Here is an 18,362-nt window from a genome sequence, read left to right as displayed (position 1 = left end):
TGAGCTTTGTCTAATAGTTATTCTATTAAAAAAGCGAACAGCAATGAGTAAATTCGTTTTAAATGAACCCAAAGGGCAGCATGTGTTTGAAATTTATACCACGTTATCGTCTGTTCGGGTAGCCAGCTACACATCACATACTCTGTCTTGTCTAAATATCAAACACCTTGCTGTAAAAACAATCTCGAAAGATCAACAGACCCTAATAGTCATTTTTAGATACATAAGGCGTTACAATAAACTGCTGTAGTTGATGTTAGAATTAATCAAAAACCTTCTTTTTAATAGTAGCTCAGTTTAAAATAATTGTGATGAAAATAGCTTAAGGAACATTTGTGATCCCACTTGAAACACTATTGCTTTTCTTTATGACAACCTTAGTTGTAGTACTTTCACCAGGACCTGCAGCACTTGCTGTAACTGCTGAAGCAGCATCCAATGGATTTAAGAAATCCACACTGGTGGTTCTAGGAATAGCGACGGCAAATGTGGTCTTCTTTATTTTATCGGCAACAGGCATTATTACTTTAATTATTGCTTCACAGACTTTGTTTTTAACTATCAAATGGATAGGTGTTGTTTACCTTTTATATCTGGGCTTTACAGCTGTCTTTAGTCAATCAGGTCCTTTGAGTATTCAAGCATCGAATAAAAAACACAGTAAAGCCTATAAAATATTTATGAGGGGTTTTGTTTTAGAAATATCTAACCCTAAGGCATTACTGTATTTTTCTGCTTTATTGCCGCAATTTGTCGATATTAATGCTCCGATTGTTCCTCAACTTATAACTTTATGTTTAATTACCATGGTTTTATATTTAGTGTGCTATTCCCTCTACGGATATTTAGGTTTTAAATCGAGAGGCAAGTTTATTAAACCGATAATCATAAAGCTTATTAATCGCTCAGCTGGCGCTATGTTGATTTTTGCAGGATTAAAAATGGCGACGGTAGAAAGTTAAAATCATAAAACGTATTCTCAAGAATTTAAAATTTTTTAAATCTAAAGTAAAAAAATAGGAATCAAAATGACAACACTTAAACAGCAAACTGAAGCTCAAATAGCAAAAACACGTGCAGTAAAACCTGAATTTATGCAAAAGCTAGACGAAGTGCTGAATACGGCAAGAGAATTTCAAGAAGGTGGTAATGCAATAGCGATAGGCGCACAAGCACCTAATTTCACATTACCAAACGAAGTTAATCAAAATGTTGAATTAGCTGGATTACTAGCTAAAGGACCTGTTGTTGTAACATTTTACCGAGGCAGTTGGTGTCCTTACTGTAATTTACAATTAAGAGCCTTAAAAGAACGTTTAACTGAAATTCATGGTTTAGGCGCTGAATTAGTAGCGATTAGTCCTGAAGTTCCAGATGACTCATTATCAGAAGATGAACGTATTAGCTTAGAGTTTCCTGTGCTTTCAGACCAAGATGCACTTATTGCCGCTGCCTATGGCGTTGCTTGGAAAGTACCTGAACTTGTTTTAGACCACATGCGTAAAGACAGAAATTTAGAATTGTCAGACATCAATAATGGCAATGGAAGTGTATTACCTCTTCCTGCAACATTTGTGATTAATACAGACGGCAATGTTGTTTGGCGTTTTGTTGATGTTGATTATCGAATAAGATCAGAGCCAGAAGATATTGTTAACGCGCTTAAAGCACTTGCGGCTAAATAACCAAAATTCAGGTTATACAAGCAAGACGAACACTTTATAGGAACAAAAAAGAATGGATTTTACATTAACTCAAATGGCTTCAGTTGTTGTCGCCTTTATGATTGTTATCGGTATTACCAGCTACATTATTGGTAAGAAAAAAAAGCACAACACCTATCCGCGCAGCAGCATTAGGCACCGTATTTTCAGTGATCCCAGTATTAGGCATTATTTATGTTTTCTATTTAGCCAATAAAGAAGATTTAGGCACTCCTAAATAGAAGAGCTAATATCAATATACTGAAGATGACTAAGGTTAAACGTGAATAGAGCAATTGCCGATTATCATAAAGATGAAGAAGACCATTGGGTGGCAAGGCTAAACTGCGGACACTTTCAACATGTTAGGCATAATCCTCCTTGGACGAATCGACCTTGGGTTATAACCCTTGAAGGGCGACAAGCGATGATAGGGCAGGAGCTTAATTGTAAAAAGTGTGATCAAGGTGCTGAGCCAGACTATAAGGTACTTTAGCGTTAAAAGGTCTTAAAGGTTTTTTTTAAAAGGAATAAGAGATGTCGACATATTTTGCACAGATTAATTGGGCTAAACAAGATAATGAAAACTATCTAGACAACAAATACAGTCACGCGCACACTTGGTCTTTTGATGGTGGCGCTATTGTGGCCGCTTCTTCCTCCCCTCATATTGTGCCTTTACCGTATTCAGTTGAAACGAATGTAGATCCTGAAGAAGCTTTTATAGCTTCTATTTCAAGTTGTCATATGTTGTTTTTCTTATCGATTGCTGCAAAAAACAAGCTGATTATTGAGTGTTATGAGGATAAAGCTGAAGGTGTTATGGAAAAAGACATCCAAGGTCATGTTTCTATCACTAAAGTCACGTTAAAGCCTAAAGTGACTTTTTCAGCAGATACTCAACCTGTGTATGAATTACTCGAAAAAATGCATCATCAAGCTCATCAACAATGTTTTATCGCTAATTCAGTTAAAGCAGACGTTGTGACTGAAATTCAAGAGTGAATCAAAACTGAAATAAGGAAAGCATAATGACAGTTCACAACAATCACGAAAAAATAAATTATGTAGAGTTTCCAGCAAAAGATCTTAATGGGACAAAAGCTTTTTTCGAAGCTGCGTTTAGCTGGACCTTTCAAGATTTTGGACCAGAATACACAGCCTTTACTCATCAAGGTTTAGATGGTGGATTCTTCAAAGCTGAATTATCAAGTACGCAAGCTACAGGTGGAGCGCTAATTGTACTCTTTAGCCAAAACCTGATTACAACACAAAACAAAATCAAAGCAGCGGGCGGTATTATTACTCAAGACATTTTTGAATTTCCAGGTGGTAAACGTTTTCACTTTACTGAGCCGAGTGGTAATGAATTTGCTGTATGGGGCGAGCTTTAGCTTTTGATAATTAAAAGCAGCTAATTCAAAAAAACCAAGGATACAATTTAGATGACAGATCAAGTGAAGCTATCACCTGTAAGTGCTAATAATATAACTAACATTTATATAGTCGCCGACATCTTTGGTATTACTCCTGCTTTGCTTGAACTGAAAGATGAATTAGCTACGTCACTCGCTTTAGCCAATAAAAGCGTATCATTTATTATTATTGTTGATCCTTATCAAGGGCAACAGATGAATTTTGATAATGAAACGAACGCGTATGAATATTTTATTGAGCGTGTAGGTGTCGAAAAATATGCTCAACATTTATATTCGATTCTCTCTAATCAAACTATTAACTTATTAAACAAATCTCAAAACTCACTTAAAGCTAAAACCAGAGCTAAAACCAAAGCTAAAACTAAAGTGATTGGCTTTAGTGTAGGCGCTGCCGCTATGTGGTCTATTTCAGATAAAGACAATCTTAATGTAGAACAAGCCATCTATTTTTATGGTTCACAAATTCGGCATTTAACACATATTCATCCTAAAATGGAAAGCACAGTTGTTTTACCCGCGATGGAAGAGCATTTTGATCTTGATGTTTTACAAGAAAGGCTTGAAAACTTGTCTTTGATATCAATTAAACGCAGTCGTTTTTATCATGGATTTATGAACAAAAAATCAATTAACTTTGATCCGCAGGCCTACAGAACATACAATGCTTGGCTTTTCGAAGAACTTACTAGACCGAGAGGTCTGTTATCTTAAGCCTATATTCTTTTTTGGAATAAAAAGGCAACTTCTAATCTTTTTCTTTTTCGGGCAAGACTATTATTATTTGCCTATTACTTCTAAATGGGCGAGTTGACATTATGTTGCCAGGTCAGAAAAATTTAAACCAAACAATGCTAGATGCAAACCAGCTTGCATCTTTACAAGAAGCTATAGCAGCTTATACACCGCTACAATTAGCATGGACAAGTGGTTACTTAGCAGCAAAAAGTGAAGGTGGCTCTGTTGCTGCACTTCCTACTGCTACAGCTGGTGCATCTGCACAAGTGCAGGCAGCGCTTACTATCCTATTTTCATCGCAAACAGGTAATGCCAAAGGTGTTGCTAAAAAGTTAGCTGAAAGTGCGAAAGCTGCGGGTATTACTGTTAACTTGAAAAACGTTTCAGAATACAAACCTAAATCTTTAAAATCAGAAACACATCTACTTATCGTTACTAGTACTAACGGTGAAGGCGAAGCGCCAGATGATGCGATTGAATTTCATGAGTTTTTAGCCTCTAAAAAAGCACCTAAATTACCAACATTAAAATATAGCGTATTGTCATTAGGCGATAGTAGCTACGAATTTTACTGCCAAACAGGTAAAGATTTTGACGAACGCTTAAAAGCATTAGGAGCAACTGCAGTTTCACCTCGTGTTGATTGTGATGTTGACTATGAAGAAGATGCTCAATCTTGGTCTGTTCATATTATTGACACGTTAAAAGAAGAGTTAACTCAATCTGGCGACGCAGGTGTTGCACCAGTAGCTGGTTTAACAGGCTCTGTTGAAGTTGAAAGTCAGTATACGAAACAAACGCCATATGCAGCTGAATTATTAGTTAGCCAAAAAATTACCGGACGAGATTCTGCTAAAGATGTTCGTCACGTTGAAATAGATTTAGGCGAGTCAGGCTTAACTTACCAAGTAGGTGATGCTTTAGGTGTTTGGTTTGAAAACTCTACAGCTTTAGTTGAAGAGTTAATTGCCGTATTAAAATTAAGTGCTGATGAAAACGTTAGTATTAAAGGCGAAAACTTTACGTTAAGCCAAGCATTAACATCTGAATTAGAAATTACCCAAACGGCTCCAGCTTTTATTGAATTTTGGGCAAGTATTTCAGGTGATGCAAAACTTAAAGCTTTAGCTGAAGACAAAAACGCAGCACGCGAATATTCAGCTGAACACCAAATTGTTGATATTGTTAGTGCTGCGCCAAGTGATGTAGCCGCACAAGTATTTGTTGATGCACTTCGTAAAATCACACCGCGTTTATATTCAATAGCATCAAGCCAAACTGAAGTTGAAGAAGAAGTTCACTTAACGGTTGGTTTAGTTAGTTATGAAGAAAATGGCGTTACACGTTTTGGTGGTGCTTCAGGTTTCTTAACAAACGATGCTGAAGAAGGCGCTACTGTTAAAGTATTTGTTGAACACAACGATAACTTCCGTTTACCAGCTGACGGTAATACGCCAGTGATAATGGTAGGTCCAGGTACAGGTGTTGCTCCATTTAGAGCATTCATGCAAGAGCGTGATGCTGCTGAAGCTGAAGGTGATAACTGGATGTTTTTCGGTGATCAAACCTTTACGCAAGACTTCTTATATCAAGTTGAATGGCAAGGTTACTTAAAATCAGGCTTATTAACTAAAATGGACGTAGCTTTCTCTCGCGACCAAGCTGAAAAAGTTTATGTACAAGACAGAATTAAAGAAAACGCTAAAGAAGTATTTGAATGGTTAGAGCGTGGTGCACACTTATATATTTGTGGTGATGCAAATCGTATGGCAAAAGACGTTCACAATACTTTAGTTGACGTTATCGCCTCTCAAGGTGGTTTAACACCTGAGCAAGCAGAAGACTATTTGAAATCGTTACGCAGCAACAAACGTTACCAGAAGGACGTATACTAATGACAAATGAATTTAAAGACATTAAATCTACCGGTGATGGTCCAATCATTGTTGAAGGTAAACATGCGGATAACGAGCGTTTAAAGTTAGAAAGTAACTACTTACGCGGAACGATTGTTGCCGATCTAGCTGACAGAATGACAGGTGGTTTTACACCTGATAACTACCAGTTAATCCGTACTCATGGCATGTATCAACAAGATGACCGTGACATTCGTGCAGAGCGTCAAAAGCAAAAGTTAGAACCATTACATAACGTAATGCTTCGTGCTCGTATGCCTGGCGGTATTATTACGCCATCGCAATGGTTAGCAATTGACAAGTTTGCTGCAGATTATACCTCTTACGGAAGTATTCGTTTAACAACACGTCAAACGTTTCAATTCCACGGTGTTTTAAAGCCAAACATTAAGTTAATGCACCAAACGTTAAATAGCATCGGTATTGATGGTATTGCGACTGCTGGTGATGTTAACCGAAACGTATTATGTACAAGTAACCCAATTGAATCTGAACTTCATCAAGAAGCTTATGAATGGGCGAAAAAAATCAGCGAACATTTGTTACCAAAAACGAAAGCCTATGCTGAAATTTGGTTAGACGCTGAAAAAGTTGAATCAACGGAAGAACCTATTTTAGGTGAGAGTTACTTACCACGTAAATTCAAAACTACTGTTGTTATTCCACCTAAGAATGACATTGATGTGCATGCAAACGATTTAAACTTTGTAGCCATTGCTGAAAACGGTAAGTTAGTTGGTTTTAACGTATTAGTGGGTGGTGGTTTAGCCATGACTCATGGTGATAATTCTACTTATCCACGTAAAGCTGACGATTTTGGCTATATCTCAATTGAAGATACGTTACAGGTTGCAGAAGCTGTTGTAACTACTCAACGTGATTGGGGTAACCGCGTAAACCGTAAAAATGCTAAAACTAAATACACATTAGATCGTGTAGGTATTGATACCTTTAAAGCTGAAGTTGAAAAGCGTGCGGGTATTAAATTTGGTGAAAGTCGTTCATACGAATTCACGAGCCGTGGTGATAGCATAGGTTGGGTTGAAGGTTTTGACGGTAAGCATCATTTATCACTATTTATTGAAAATGGTCGTTTAATTGATGCTCCAGACAGCCCACTTAAAACGGGTGTAGCTGAAATTGCTAAAGTTCACAAAGGTGACTTTAGAATGACAGCCAACCAAAACTTAATTGTTGCGGGTGTTGCTGAAGCTGATAAAGCGAATATTGAAACATTAGCGCGTCAATACGGCTTAATTAAAGACGAAACATCTAATCAACGTAAAAACTCAATGGCTTGTGTGGCATTTCCGACTTGTCCATTAGCCATGGCTGAAGCTGAGCGTTACTTACCTGGTTTAGTAACTGATGTTGAAGGTATTTTAGCTAAGCACAAGGTAGCTGAAGAACATGTGATTTTACGTGTTACAGGTTGTCCAAATGGTTGTGGTCGTGCAATGCTTGCCGAAATTGGTTTAGTAGGTAAAGGTCCAGGTAAATACAACATGTATTTAGGTGGTAACCATGCAGGTACTCGTGTACCTAAGCTATACAAAGATGGCGTTGACGAAGCGGGCGTTTTAACTGAAATCGATCAGTTAGTTGAACGTTGGTCAAAAGAACGTAATGCAAATGAAGGTTTTGGTGATTTTACCATACGTGCTGGTATTGTTGCTGAAGTTAAAGTTAGCAAGCGTGACTTCCATGCCTAATACAAGCCAAGCAGTCACTAATAACCATTCTCCGGCATCTGTGCCAGAGCCATTGATGAATCAATGGAATGAGTTATTAGAGAAGGAATCGGCTGTTGCGCGTGTTGAATGGACAATGGAAAACTTGCCATCTCAGTTTGTTTTATCATCAAGCTTTGGTATTCAGTCAGCGGTAATGTTGCACTTGTTAACGCAAGTGGATAAAAACATTCCTGTATTGATCACTGATACAGGACATTTATTTCCTGAAACTTATCAATTTATTGATCAGTTAACGGAACGCTTAGATCTTAATCTTCATGTATACAGCGCTAAAGAAAGTGCAGCTTGGCAACAAGCTAAATACGGTGAAGAATGGGATAAAGGCGATGCTGAATTAAAAGCATATAACCGTCGTAATAAAGTTGAGCCATTAGAACACGGCTTGAGTGAATTAGGTGCAAATACTTGGTTTACAGGTGTGCGTCGTCAACAAACGGCGCATCGTGAAAATTTACCTGTAGTAAGTACGTTACGTGGTCGTTTTAAGGTTCATCCGATTATTGATTGGACTAATAAAGACGTTCACCAATATTTAACTAAGCACGGTTTACCGTATCATCCATTATGGGATCAAGGTTATGTTTCTGTAGGTGATGTACATAGTACAAAACCACTGACTTTAGGTATGGACGAAAGTGATACACGTTTCTCAGGTGGTCAAAGAGAATGTGGTTTGCATACCGATGGTGATGGTATATAGATTGTTCAGGCTACATAGTAATTGTGTAGCCTTTTATAATTCATGTTCTAATCTAACAAGCTATTAATAGTATCAATACTCAAAAACATTTTCCCAATATCATCTAAGCTTCCACTATCTAATCGAGTAAACCCTAAAGATAAATAAAATTTTATTGCGTTAGGATCTGCATCTAAATACAAACCATAAATACCTATCTCTTTAGAAGCCCTGTGTACTCGATGTAAAGCATCAGACATTAGTTTTCTGCCTAAGCCTTTATTCTGCAATGAAATATTAACGCCTAACATGACAAGGCGTACACAAGGTATGTCTCTTGGTAAGCTACCTTTAGATATAATCTCTAACTCATTTCCTTGTAATTTAAAGGAAGTTAATGTGTAAAAAGCAGAAAATCGCTCATTTTCTTCTACATCAAGCAAAACATAAGCTTGTGAAAAGTGACGACTTACCTGCTTTTTAAGTGAGGAATGTACAAATTTATTAATTAGTTTATTACCACAATCAAATTTTTTCTGTTGAAAATAACTCGTGGTAGGTAAATATTTTTCTAATATAAATCGATTATCGCTCACTAAAGGTACCTGCCGATAATAACTCTTTTAAATCATCAGTTGCTGTAGGCGATTTAGATAATGCAGCAAATAATGAACGCTGCTCTTCTCTATCAAGCTTAAGCTTCTCATTGTGCTCAATCACTTCTCTTGCTGCTTTTAAGGCAGGCATCATAATAAATGTTGTCATATCAACACCACGTATTAAAGCTGCTTGTGCAAGCAACTCTTTATTTTGAGCCGTTGTTTTTAAATCTAATCGAGCATCTTTCTTAAGAGCTACTGATAACATAGTACTTCTCCATACGTGTTGTATACGTACATAATACATTAAGAGTGACTGATGTTGCAAATATACGTCTGTAGTACGTATGAAGAAGGCAAAAGGGGAGAGGAAATAGTAAGAAAGAACCTACTTTATTAATGTTCTCTTTATGCTTTATAGATTTAAATATACCAATCAAGTTAGCTGGCTGTGATAAATCCTATGAAATATAAAATAAAAACAATAAATTAATTCTAGGGGGTGTTGATCTTTGTTTTAATTTTATACGTAAGCGGTAATCTCGTATAATTTACTTCGCCAAAAACAAACCTTACGAGATCACCATGCCCCGATTAATGCTCACTGATGAGTTGTGGTCGAAGCTAAAAGCTATTTTGCTTGAAGATAGAGTTTATAATAAGCTTGAACACAGACAAACGATGGAAGGAATTTTATATCGCTTGCGTGTCGGCTGCCCATGGCGTGACTTACCAGAGTGTTTTGGTTTATGGAATACCATTTATCGCAGGTTCCTTCTTTGGTCGAGAAAGGGAATATTGATGAGGTTATTCAAATCGTTATCCGCTAATAGTGATGTAGAGTGGGAGTTCATTGATGGTAGCTATATTAAAGCACACCAACACAGTACAGGTGCTGCATCTAAACAAGAGCAAGCGATAGCGTTAAGTCGAGGGGGTAATACGAGTAAAATTCACTTAGCTGTTGATAGTTATGGTTTGCCTATCGAATTTATTATTACAGGTGGTGATGTTCATGATAGTAAAGTGGCAAATGAGCTGATTGAATTATTACCTCAAGGTGATTTTGTTATCGCAGACAAAGGCTATGATAGTGAAGCTATAAGAAATAAAGTTCGAGAGCGCAACTCAATCCCTATAATACCGAGAAAGCAAAATTCAAAAACAGGTAATGGTGATATTGATTGGTGCTTGTATAAATATAGGCACTTAGTTGAAAATGCATTTGCAAGGCTAAAACATTTCCGTTCTATAGCTACAAGGTATGATAAATTGAAATTACAGTTCGAGAGTATGCTAGCACTGGCGTGCGCAATGATTTGGCTGTCAATGTGAAAGATCAACAGCCCCTAGTCAGAAGGATTTCACAACGCATTTTTGATTAAATTATATATCAAGTTCTCTGACCCCTTAATCTTTCTCTGACCCCTTAATCTTTCTCTGACCCCTTGATTTTTTCCTTCTTTTTAATAAAGTATAAACGATAGATTAAGTCGCCAGCCGCTAGAATAAACAGAAGTACAAAAATGATATTCACCCCGCTTTTCCTCATCTTTAGTAAATTCCTATTAAATATCTCAATTTCTGCGTGAGTCACCTGAACAAAAATATGTCCTACACTCTCCACTTCAATATGATCTCCGATTTCTATTTGAGAAATGGAATTACAAGGTATATCTAATCTATTTCTAAAGCTCTAATTATTGGATGTTAATATATGGTAAGAATAAGTCCCCTTTATTTTTACATCTTCATGGCAATCGATTTTTTCAACATAACCTTTGACAAAATTATGGCTAGAAAGCAAATTTTTAACGATTAAAAATCCCATTACAAAGATTATAATTAATGAGAATGCAACATTGAGATTACTTATTATGTTCTTAATTTTCATTGTCATCCTTAGAAAGTCCTTTCCGTGTTTCTTTTGTTTGAGCACTATCATTGACTAGAGCAGCAGCTCCTTTAGTCATTCCTGATCCTACATCCCATGTCTGCGATTTCTGCTGGCTTTATATCGAGATCTCTTGCATGAAAATCAAGGGTCAACTAATTTGATTTTTGTATATTTTACTCTTTCTATCCCTACCATGTGCTGATAGCTTTGTGGGGCGCGTGAGAGATTTCTCAATATACTGATGAAAATTTTCACTACCATAAACTTCACCACGTAATGTTGCCTGCGTAATATTATCGTTTTGCTTAGTTAGCTCTACTTTAATAAATAACGATTGATAACCTTTGCATCTAGCTTCTACCGTTTTGCCTAATGCTTGATATAAAACATGTTCACTGACAAGTTTATCTTTTTTCCCTAAAGCATTATGTGCATAGCTAGACCATTTATAATCATTAAGCGATTTAACCATTTTCGCTTTAATAGGGTTCATCTCTATATATTTATATAGCGTAAATAAATACTATCAACTAAACATGACTTATAACGCCCTCCCAAATAGTGCCTGTTCGTGCATACTTTGAATTAAAATAACGCACATACTTGTTCGCCATCGTTTGCATAAAAATAGCAAGTTGGTCTTTATTTTCAGGGGGAATGAGTAAATGTAAATGATTGGTCATTATTACATAGGAGTGAAGTTGACAGCCTGACTTTTCCAGTGCGTAGAAAATATCTTCTTTTATTCGAAGCATATCTTCTTCACACAGAAAAATATCTTGACGGTTATTTCTTCTATGTCTGATGTGTAGAGGTTGATTTGGGATAACTATTCGATTAATCCATAGTTGCATAACACACCTTTAAAATAATAGGGGGGACGATGATACTTACACTTGACCTTGATTTAGTGAGTTTATTTTATGATGAGATTACAGAAAAATGCGACTGTAATGATGACTCTAATAAAGGTATTAAATCTTTATTAGGGTGATCTGAAATAAGTAGAGCAAGTTCACTGCCAACAGGAGTGAACTTGTAAAAACTTAAACCACATTGGTTTCTTTTAGCCATTAGCGTTAAGTTTTTTCCATTAAAGTTGAATACCATCTTCTCTCCCTTTTGTAACTCGTTTGACTCTGCTTCCTGCATAAAAATAAGATGATTATCCGCAAGGCTTAAGATCTCTGTATAACTTAATCCACATTGATTTAAATTAACTCTTTGCTGTGTTGTTTTGCTAAAAAAGCTGAATATGCCAGGCGTATTATAAGCACCCGAAATAATACGAATATTTTTCTTACTACTGTCTTTTACGGCAATACCACATACTTTAGCTAATAGCTTGGCATCGGTAATACTCATTGATTTAAAAACGGTGAGTGACTTTAGTGAAAAAGAGCCAGGGTGGGTAATTTCGCCCGCCAAAATCTTAGCCCATAAATCTTGCATCGTATTATTACTAATGTCTTCAGCTAAGCTTGTAAAACGGTTGAACCAGTCAGGATCTGCTTTTGTGGTGCTAGTGCTATTAGGGCAGTAGGTTAACGATCTTTTTATAATTGATTCTAAGTTTTGTTGCTGGCGTAATCGCGATAAGCGCTCTCTTTTTACCACTCTTTCTTCAAGCGGCATTTGTTTGTCTTCAGGAATTAAGGCGCCGTCGAGCACATATTGTCTCGCTAAAGCTAAGAGTTGTTTTTGAGACGTAAAGCTAGATGCCGACTCAGCTGTTTTAGTTTCTGTGGTTATATTTGAAGGTTTAGCCGAGGACGAAGTAACTAAATTACTTTCTGTGTTCGGCGCTAATTCAGCTTTATCTTTGTCCACGATTCATCCTTAATTTTTATTATCATAATAAACCTAATTGCTCTTAATACTAAGATTAATAGTATCAGACCATTTATATAATAAGATGTATTCGCCTTTTATGGTAGTTGACAGGGCTTTTAGTTTTTAAAAACAGGTAAACTTAAAGCGAAATAACAAATTTAAACAAGAGATTTAAACGGTTGTTTTAATCTCTTGTTTAAATTTATTGATTTCCTCATTTTTTCAAGGCAAACTCAATGGCAACTAAAATAGAATTATTGAATTTTATTTGTCGAGTTTCTATAAAAAATAGTGAACTTAAGACATATTTTATAGCTCATATATTCTAATTTAACTCATCATTTAGGCGGCAATGCTAATTTGATGATTGTGGTCTATTATTCAGACAGACTAAATACAGCGAAAGTTTTCGAGGAGAGCAGGCATGATCTATCAAGGCAAGAGCCTTTCTGTACAAATGCTAGAAGATGGCATTGTGGAACTCAAGTTTGATGCGCAGGGTTCAGTAAATAAGTTTGATGAACAAACCTTTATTGAATTTAAAGCGGCTATCGACATTATTAGTAATTCCGCAGAAGCGAAAGGCGTATTAGTTACTTCAGGAAAACCTACTTATATAGTAGGAGCAGACATTACTGAATTTTTAGGTATGTTTGATAAACCTGTTGATGAATTACTTAGCTGGATCAAAGAAACAACAGATGTATTTGATTCTTTTGAAGATTTAAAAATTCCTACCATGGCGGTTGTTAATGGTATTGCTTTAGGTGGCGGTTGTGAGCTTACTCTAGCGTGTGATTATCGTATAGCTGACACCAATGTAAGCATAGGTTTACCAGAAGTTAAATTAGGCATTATGCCTGGTTTTGGTGGAACAGTTCGTTTACCAAGAGTTATTGGTGCAGACAATGCAGTTGAGTGGATTTCTACAGGTACTGCTTATCGTGGTGAACCTGCCTTAGCTGCTGGCTTATTAGATGCATTAGTAGCACCAGAAGACTTAATGGTATCTGCTGTTAAAATGCTTAAAGATGCAATTGCTGGAAAACTAGATTGGAAAGCTCAGCGTCAACCAAAATTAGAGCCTCTTAAATTAAGTGCTACTGAAAGCATTATGACCTTCAGTACATGTAAAGGCATGATCGCAGCTAAAGCTGGAAAACATTATCCAGCGCCTATGGTAATGGTAAACACTATTGAAGCGGCTTCGACGTTAGATCGTGCAGGTGCAATGGCTTTAGAAAACCAAGGTTTTGTTAAATTATCTCAAACTGATTCTGCTACAGCGCAAATTGGTTTATTTATGGCAGACCAAGTTGTTAAAGGTAAAGCTAAAAAAGCCGGTAAGTTAGCGACTAAAAAAATTAATAAAGCGGCTGTTTTAGGTGCGGGTATTATGGGCGGTGGTATCGCTTATCAATCAGCATACAAAGGCACGCCAATTATAATGAAAGACATTAACGATGCTGCTCTTGATTTAGGATTAAGTACCGCTTCAGGTATTTTAACTAAGCAAGTAGAACGTGGTCGTTTAAATGTTAAGAAAATGGCAGCTACGTTAAATAACATTACTCCATCGTTATCTTACGATAGCGTTAAAGGTGTTGATATTGTTGTAGAAGCTGTTATTGAAAACCCTAAGATTAAAGGTTTGGTTCTAGCTGAAGTAGAAGGAGTGGTAAGTGAAGACACAATTATTACGTCAAACACTTCAACCATATCTATCGATTTATTAGCAAAAAGTGTGAAACGTCCAGAAAAATTCTGTGGTATGCATTTCTTTAATCCAGTGAACAAAATGCCACTAGTAGAAGTTATTCGTGGTAAAGACACTTCAGATGAAACTGTTGCTACTGTTGTTGCTTACGCTGCTAAAATGGGTAAATCACCTATTGTGGTTAACGACTGTGCTGGTTTTTATGTAAACCGTGTTCTATTCCCATATCTTGCTGGCTTAGGTCAATTAGTACTTGAAGGTGCTGACTTTGTTAAGATTGATAAGATCATGGAAAAAGATTTTGGTTGGCCGATGGGTCCTGCTTATCTTATTGATGTAGTGGGTATTGATACTGCTGATCATTGTACAAGTGTTATGGCAGACGGTTTTCCAACTCGCATGCCTAAGATTGAGAATGATCCAATTAGTTTATTATATAAAAATGAGCGTTTTGGTCAGAAGAATGCAAAAGGCTTTTATGATCACGGTAAAGATAAACGTGGTCGTCCAACTAAAGTTGCATCACAAGATGCTTACGAATTATTAGCACCACTTTGTGCCGATACTCAAGAGTTCTCTAAAGAAGATATTATTGCACGCCTGATGATCCCTATGGTGAATGAAGTTGTACGCTGTTTAGAAGAAGGGGTTGTAGACACCGCCGCTGAAGCTGATATGGGCTTAATTTACGGTTTAGGTTTTCCTCCATTTAGAGGAGGACCAATTCGTTATTTAGAAACTGTAGGCTTAAATGAGTTTATAGCTACAGCAGATAAATTCGCTCACCTTGGTGAAATGTACCAAGTGACAGATGGATTACGCGAAATGGCCAAATCTGGTCAATCTTATTTCACTACTGATGTTAAAACAGCCTAACCTGAGGAGAATACAATGAAAGAAGTTGTAATAATTGATTGCATAAGAACTCCGATGGGACGTTCAAAAGCTGGTGTATTCCGTAATGTACGTGCAGAAACATTATCAGCACATTTAATGGAACAAATTTTAGTAAGAAACCCTAAGCTTGATCCAAACGATATTGAAGATGTTATTTGGGGTTGTGTAAAACAAACCAAAGAGCAGGGCTTTAACATTGCGCGTAATGCATCGTTACTTGCTGGTTTACCAAAATCTATCGGTGGCGTAACTGTTAACCGTTTATGTGGTTCATCTATGCAAGCTTTACATGATGCTTCTACTAGCATTATGTCTGGACAAGGCGACGTATTTTTAATTGGTGGCGTTGAGCACATGGGGCATGTTCCTATGATGTACGATGTAGATATGGCTCCATCATTAAGCAAACATGTAGCAAGAGCTTCAGGCAACATGGGTTTAACTGCAGAACTGCTAGGTAAGCAACACGGAATTACCCGTGAAATGCAAGACGCTTTTGGTGCTCGTTCACATCAACGCGCTCATCAAGCCATGTTAGAAGGGCGTTGGGATAATGAAATTGTGCCTACGCTAGGTCATGATGCAAAAGGTGCACTAACCTTAATTGAACATGATGAAGTTATTCGACCAGAAACAACGGTAGAAGGCTTGTCAGCATTACGCCCAGTATTTGATCCTGTAAACGGCACTGTTACCGCAGGCACATCGTCCGCGTTATCTGATGGTGCTTCAGCTATGTTAGTAATGTCGGCAGACAAAGCGAAAGAGCTAGGTTTAACACCACGCGTTAAAATTAGAGGTATGGGTGTAGCAGGTTGTGATCCTGCAACTATGGGTTACGGTCCTGTTCCTGCCACTCAAAAAGCATTGAAACGTGCGGGCTTATCTATAGATGATATTGAGCTATTTGAATTTAACGAAGCTTTTGCAGCTCAAGCACTTTCATGTGTAAGAGCACTTAAAGTAGAAGACAAGTTAGACGATAAAATTAATTTAAATGGTGGCGCAATAGCATTAGGTCATCCATTAGGTTGTTCAGGTTCTCGTATTTCGGGTACCTTAATTAACTTAATGGAAGGGCAAGATGTAAACATTGGTTTAGCGACTATGTGTATTGGTTTAGGCCAAGGTATCGCAACGGTATTTGAGCGTGTATAACACTTAATACGTATAAAACCTGATAGTCTTATAAATCATAAAGCCCAACATATTCATACGAATATGTTGGGCTTTTTTATGATTGATATTAAGAGTATTAAGTGACATAAGCATAGTCTGCTTTTAGCCATTTTAATACATCATCAAGAAATTAAGGCTGTTGCTCAAAACGAGAAAAAATTAAGTAACTGTTTTAGTCATATTAAATAACTTATAACTGAAGTTATGACAAATATTTAAAATATAAGCTCAATAGCTTGTTTTGCTGTGGTATATAACGTTTTTATCATTAAACCTAAGACCCAACGAATGAACTTAGCAGTCATCTCTTTAACTGCTTGATTTCTTTTTCCTGAAAACACTAGCATATGGCCTAATAAGCCTCTTAATTCTTCCGCTATTTCTTTAGACTTTACGATAGTTTCATGTAAACAACGTGCCAATATGTCGTAAAATGATAACCCTACACTTGCGGTTGCTTGTGCAACAATCATGGCATATTGACCTGTTTTCTTTAAAAAGGTCACTAATGCATCGGTAATTATTTGTTGCCAGCGCTGAGAAAATGAAGCATTTTGGCGCTGCTCATACTTTAATACTGTGTGTTTATAGTGTTGTGTTTTAAGTGCTGCACTCATACTGCTGTAATCTTTATAAGCATTTACAGTATTGACATATCCTGGCGCTGACTTTGCCATAGAATGAGCTCCTAGACTAAAAAAAGCTCCACCATTCATGGCGGTTTGATATTCACCTACGGTATGAGTAAATGGCCAAACAGGTACACACGGCACAGGGTCTGCGCCATGAGTGACACGGTAATGCTCTATATTAGTAGATGCTCTATGTGCGGAGTTTTGAAGTACAACACGTGGTGCGCCAAAGGTATATAGTTTAGTTGCTAAGCCACGCTCACTTGCCCAAATAGCCGTTAATTCGGCAATGGCTCCCCCTAAACTATGTCCGACAATGTGTAAACAACTGGGATTATGTTGTGTTACATATTGATTGAACGAAGATTGCATACTGCTAAAAGCTTTTTGAAAACCTGAATGAACTTCAAGGTTTTTAGGGCCAAGTGTCACTGCGACATTAGCGTTCGTCAACCAATCGGCAAATGAGGAAAACTTAGTGCCACGAATACCAATAATATGATGATTCTTAAATTGTGGGGAAGTACCTTGAGCAGTTAATGCAAAACCGGTACTGCGATTTAGCACTTGGTTTATTAAACCGCCACTAATGCCTTGTATTTGGCTGTTAGTGATTTTGAAATTACGTATAAAATCAAGATGGAATTCATCGACAAATTCTTTTGATTTTCTGACATCATAGACCCTATCGGCAACACTTGCCGCAATGCTTGGCGATATTGTTTTATTCATAGTTTGGCTTCCTTTCCTGTAAAACGATCCGTTAGTGTATTAAAGTCCCCATTTTCAACAATATACTGATTTTCCCCATCATAAAGTAGAAAAGGGATGTAGTCATCATCCCAGCGACAAATGCTAGAGGCTTGATATTCTCGGTTATTGGGATTGTTATTTTTAAACTGAAAACTCACTCGTTTGTTAGTTAACTCACAGTTCAAAAAATCTAATTTTTTGGTATATTCTGGTATTTCGGTAATACCTACATGAGTCGCTATCCATAAAGGAATAAGTTCACCATCACGGTCAATGGTTATCTGTTGTGACACTCTATCCTCAGAAAAAGGCTTGCTCGGAATAGATGAAAGGATACTCTTTTGCGGAAAATGAAAATGCCCTTGTTCATCAGTAACGGCAATATCACGATGATCTTTTTCATCTATATACATTAATGAACGAATAACTTTAAGGTTAACAACAGGCTTACCGTTTTCGGTAACAATACCGTTTACTTCTGAACTTAAAAATACGTCTTGTTTTTTAAACCAACCAAACATATCTACTCCTTGGCTTATTATAGGAAACATGAGTGCACATGAAATAACTAAGAATAAAAAGGAACGAAAACGAAGAGGTGAGAAAAGGCGTTTCCTACGCTTAATCAT

At 36.9% G+C, this 18,362-nt stretch carries 20 protein-coding genes; 13 read left to right on the top strand and 7 right to left on the bottom strand.

Features of this window, described 5'->3' with window-relative positions; translation table 11 throughout:
- Positions 1-335 precede the first annotated feature (335 nt).
- The 10 genes from ACPUVN_RS14360 (at position 336) to ACPUVN_RS14315 (ending at position 8,247) form a co-directional block, all read left to right on the top strand.
- On the top strand, positions 336-962 hold the full coding sequence (locus tag ACPUVN_RS14360; protein WP_426359634.1) for a LysE family translocator: 627 nt from the start codon (positions 336-338) through the stop codon (positions 960-962).
- A 66-nt stretch (positions 963-1,028) separates the two neighbouring features.
- Positions 1,029-1,685, top strand: coding sequence for a peroxiredoxin-like family protein (locus ACPUVN_RS14355; RefSeq protein ID WP_426359635.1), 657 nt, complete (start codon positions 1,029-1,031; stop codon positions 1,683-1,685).
- Positions 1,686-1,813: 128 nt separating this feature from the next.
- The gene (locus tag ACPUVN_RS14350) at positions 1,814-1,945 is read left to right on the top strand and encodes a hypothetical protein (RefSeq protein WP_426369306.1); all 132 of its coding nucleotides are present in this window, start codon (positions 1,814-1,816) and stop codon (positions 1,943-1,945) included.
- Between the two features lie 41 nt (positions 1,946-1,986).
- A complete protein-coding gene (locus ACPUVN_RS14345; protein WP_426369305.1) occupies positions 1,987-2,199 on the top strand; it encodes a DUF3565 domain-containing protein in 213 nt (70 codons plus the stop codon).
- Between the two features lie 41 nt (positions 2,200-2,240).
- The gene (locus tag ACPUVN_RS14340) at positions 2,241-2,708 is read left to right on the top strand and encodes an OsmC family protein (protein WP_426359638.1); all 468 of its coding nucleotides are present in this window, start codon (positions 2,241-2,243) and stop codon (positions 2,706-2,708) included.
- Between the two features lie 26 nt (positions 2,709-2,734).
- Positions 2,735-3,097 carry a VOC family protein gene (locus ACPUVN_RS14335; RefSeq protein ID WP_426369304.1) on the top strand — a complete coding sequence of 121 codons (363 nt, stop codon included), beginning with the start codon at positions 2,735-2,737 and terminating at the stop codon, positions 3,095-3,097.
- Positions 3,098-3,148: 51 nt separating this feature from the next.
- Entirely contained in the window at positions 3,149-3,853 is a 705-nt protein-coding gene (locus tag ACPUVN_RS14330) for a dienelactone hydrolase family protein (RefSeq protein ID WP_426369303.1), read from the top strand.
- 104 nt (positions 3,854-3,957) lie between these two features.
- Entirely contained in the window at positions 3,958-5,772 is a 1,815-nt protein-coding gene (locus ACPUVN_RS14325) for an assimilatory sulfite reductase (NADPH) flavoprotein subunit (RefSeq protein ID WP_426369302.1), read from the top strand.
- The gene (gene cysI / locus ACPUVN_RS14320; RefSeq protein ID WP_426369301.1) at positions 5,772-7,505 is read left to right on the top strand and encodes an assimilatory sulfite reductase (NADPH) hemoprotein subunit; all 1,734 of its coding nucleotides are present in this window, start codon (positions 5,772-5,774) and stop codon (positions 7,503-7,505) included. Before ACPUVN_RS14325 ends, cysI begins: the two co-directional genes overlap by 1 nt.
- The gene (locus ACPUVN_RS14315; RefSeq protein ID WP_426369300.1) at positions 7,498-8,247 is read left to right on the top strand and encodes a phosphoadenylyl-sulfate reductase; all 750 of its coding nucleotides are present in this window, start codon (positions 7,498-7,500) and stop codon (positions 8,245-8,247) included. Before cysI ends, ACPUVN_RS14315 begins: the two co-directional genes overlap by 8 nt.
- A gap of 47 nt (positions 8,248-8,294) precedes the next feature.
- On the opposite strand, the gene ACPUVN_RS14310 is transcribed toward ACPUVN_RS14315, so the two are convergent.
- Positions 8,295-8,822 carry a GNAT family N-acetyltransferase gene (locus ACPUVN_RS14310; RefSeq protein ID WP_426359644.1) on the bottom strand — a complete coding sequence of 176 codons (528 nt, stop codon included), beginning with the start codon at positions 8,820-8,822 and terminating at the stop codon, positions 8,295-8,297.
- On the bottom strand, positions 8,812-9,093 hold the full coding sequence (locus ACPUVN_RS14305) for a DUF1778 domain-containing protein (protein ID WP_426359645.1): 282 nt from the start codon (positions 9,091-9,093) through the stop codon (positions 8,812-8,814). Before ACPUVN_RS14305 ends, ACPUVN_RS14310 begins: the two co-directional genes overlap by 11 nt.
- Positions 9,094-9,410: 317 nt before the next feature.
- Here ACPUVN_RS14305 and ACPUVN_RS14300 point away from each other — a divergent pair, with 317 nt between their 5' ends.
- Positions 9,411-10,160 (top strand): IS5 family transposase, encoded by a 750-nt coding sequence (locus ACPUVN_RS14300; RefSeq protein WP_426358621.1) that lies wholly within the window; start codon positions 9,411-9,413, stop codon positions 10,158-10,160.
- Positions 10,161-10,870: 710 nt separating this feature from the next.
- Here the strand turns inward: ACPUVN_RS14300 and ACPUVN_RS14295 are convergent.
- The 3 genes from ACPUVN_RS14295 to ACPUVN_RS14285 all read right to left on the bottom strand — a co-directional run bounded on the left by ACPUVN_RS14295 (position 10,871) and on the right by ACPUVN_RS14285 (position 12,552).
- Positions 10,871-11,215, bottom strand: coding sequence for a hypothetical protein (locus ACPUVN_RS14295; RefSeq protein ID WP_426369299.1), 345 nt, complete (start codon positions 11,213-11,215; stop codon positions 10,871-10,873).
- Positions 11,216-11,252: 37 nt separating this feature from the next.
- Positions 11,253-11,576 (bottom strand): transposase, encoded by a 324-nt coding sequence (locus ACPUVN_RS14290; protein WP_426359646.1) that lies wholly within the window; start codon positions 11,574-11,576, stop codon positions 11,253-11,255.
- A 67-nt stretch (positions 11,577-11,643) separates the two neighbouring features.
- Entirely contained in the window at positions 11,644-12,552 is a 909-nt protein-coding gene (locus tag ACPUVN_RS14285; protein ID WP_426359647.1) for a TIGR03899 family protein, read from the bottom strand.
- A gap of 427 nt (positions 12,553-12,979) precedes the next feature.
- On the opposite strand from ACPUVN_RS14285, the gene fadB reads away from it, so the two are divergent.
- Both fadB and fadA read left to right on the top strand, forming a co-directional pair.
- Positions 12,980-15,148 (top strand): fatty acid oxidation complex subunit alpha FadB, encoded by a 2,169-nt coding sequence (fadB, locus tag ACPUVN_RS14280; protein WP_426369298.1) that lies wholly within the window; start codon positions 12,980-12,982, stop codon positions 15,146-15,148.
- A 15-nt stretch (positions 15,149-15,163) separates the two neighbouring features.
- A complete protein-coding gene (gene fadA, locus ACPUVN_RS14275; protein ID WP_426369297.1) occupies positions 15,164-16,327 on the top strand; it encodes an acetyl-CoA C-acyltransferase FadA in 1,164 nt (387 codons plus the stop codon).
- 236 nt (positions 16,328-16,563) lie between these two features.
- Here the strand turns inward: fadA and ACPUVN_RS14270 are convergent, their stop codons facing one another.
- Both ACPUVN_RS14270 and ACPUVN_RS14265 read right to left on the bottom strand, forming a co-directional pair.
- Entirely contained in the window at positions 16,564-17,712 is a 1,149-nt protein-coding gene (locus tag ACPUVN_RS14270) for a lipase family protein (protein WP_426359650.1), read from the bottom strand.
- Positions 17,709-18,254: a DUF6795 domain-containing protein gene (locus tag ACPUVN_RS14265; RefSeq protein WP_426359651.1), complete on the bottom strand. Its 546-nt coding sequence runs from the start codon at positions 18,252-18,254 to the stop codon at positions 17,709-17,711. The genes ACPUVN_RS14270 and ACPUVN_RS14265 overlap by 4 nt, the downstream gene beginning before the upstream one ends.
- Between the last annotated feature and the right edge of the window lie 108 nt (positions 18,255-18,362).

Origin of the sequence: Pseudocolwellia antarctica, from assembly GCF_049933045.1 — a bacterium.
Classification (GTDB): Bacteria; Pseudomonadota; Gammaproteobacteria; order Enterobacterales; family Alteromonadaceae; genus Pseudocolwellia.
The sequence above is the reverse complement of the archived record's forward strand: the minus strand, read 5'-3'. Positions and strand labels throughout refer to the sequence as shown.

Excerpts from the sequence above, each read along its gene's own strand:
- ACPUVN_RS14355 (WP_426359635.1), top strand. The coding sequence starts at position 1,029 with ATGACAACACTTAAACAGCAAACTGAAGCTCAAATAGCAAAAACACGT.
- ACPUVN_RS14340 (WP_426359638.1), top strand. The coding sequence starts at position 2,241 with ATGTCGACATATTTTGCACAGATTAATTGGGCTAAACAAGATAATGAA.
- ACPUVN_RS14335 (WP_426369304.1), top strand. The coding sequence starts at position 2,735 with ATGACAGTTCACAACAATCACGAAAAAATAAATTATGTAGAGTTTCCA.
- ACPUVN_RS14330 (WP_426369303.1), top strand. The coding sequence starts at position 3,149 with ATGACAGATCAAGTGAAGCTATCACCTGTAAGTGCTAATAATATAACT.
- ACPUVN_RS14325 (WP_426369302.1), top strand. The coding sequence starts at position 3,958 with ATGTTGCCAGGTCAGAAAAATTTAAACCAAACAATGCTAGATGCAAAC.
- cysI (WP_426369301.1), top strand. The coding sequence starts at position 5,772 with ATGACAAATGAATTTAAAGACATTAAATCTACCGGTGATGGTCCAATC.
- ACPUVN_RS14315 (WP_426369300.1), top strand. The coding sequence starts at position 7,498 with ATGCCTAATACAAGCCAAGCAGTCACTAATAACCATTCTCCGGCATCT.
- ACPUVN_RS14305 (WP_426359645.1), bottom strand. The coding sequence starts at position 9,093 with ATGTTATCAGTAGCTCTTAAGAAAGATGCTCGATTAGATTTAAAAACA.
- ACPUVN_RS14300 (WP_426358621.1), top strand. The coding sequence starts at position 9,411 with ATGCCCCGATTAATGCTCACTGATGAGTTGTGGTCGAAGCTAAAAGCT.
- ACPUVN_RS14295 (WP_426369299.1), bottom strand. The coding sequence starts at position 11,215 with ATGAACCCTATTAAAGCGAAAATGGTTAAATCGCTTAATGATTATAAA.
- ACPUVN_RS14290 (WP_426359646.1), bottom strand. The coding sequence starts at position 11,576 with ATGCAACTATGGATTAATCGAATAGTTATCCCAAATCAACCTCTACAC.
- fadB (WP_426369298.1), top strand. The coding sequence starts at position 12,980 with ATGATCTATCAAGGCAAGAGCCTTTCTGTACAAATGCTAGAAGATGGC.
- fadA (WP_426369297.1), top strand. The coding sequence starts at position 15,164 with ATGAAAGAAGTTGTAATAATTGATTGCATAAGAACTCCGATGGGACGT.
- ACPUVN_RS14270 (WP_426359650.1), bottom strand. The coding sequence starts at position 17,712 with ATGAATAAAACAATATCGCCAAGCATTGCGGCAAGTGTTGCCGATAGG.
- ACPUVN_RS14265 (WP_426359651.1), bottom strand. The coding sequence starts at position 18,254 with ATGTTTGGTTGGTTTAAAAAACAAGACGTATTTTTAAGTTCAGAAGTA.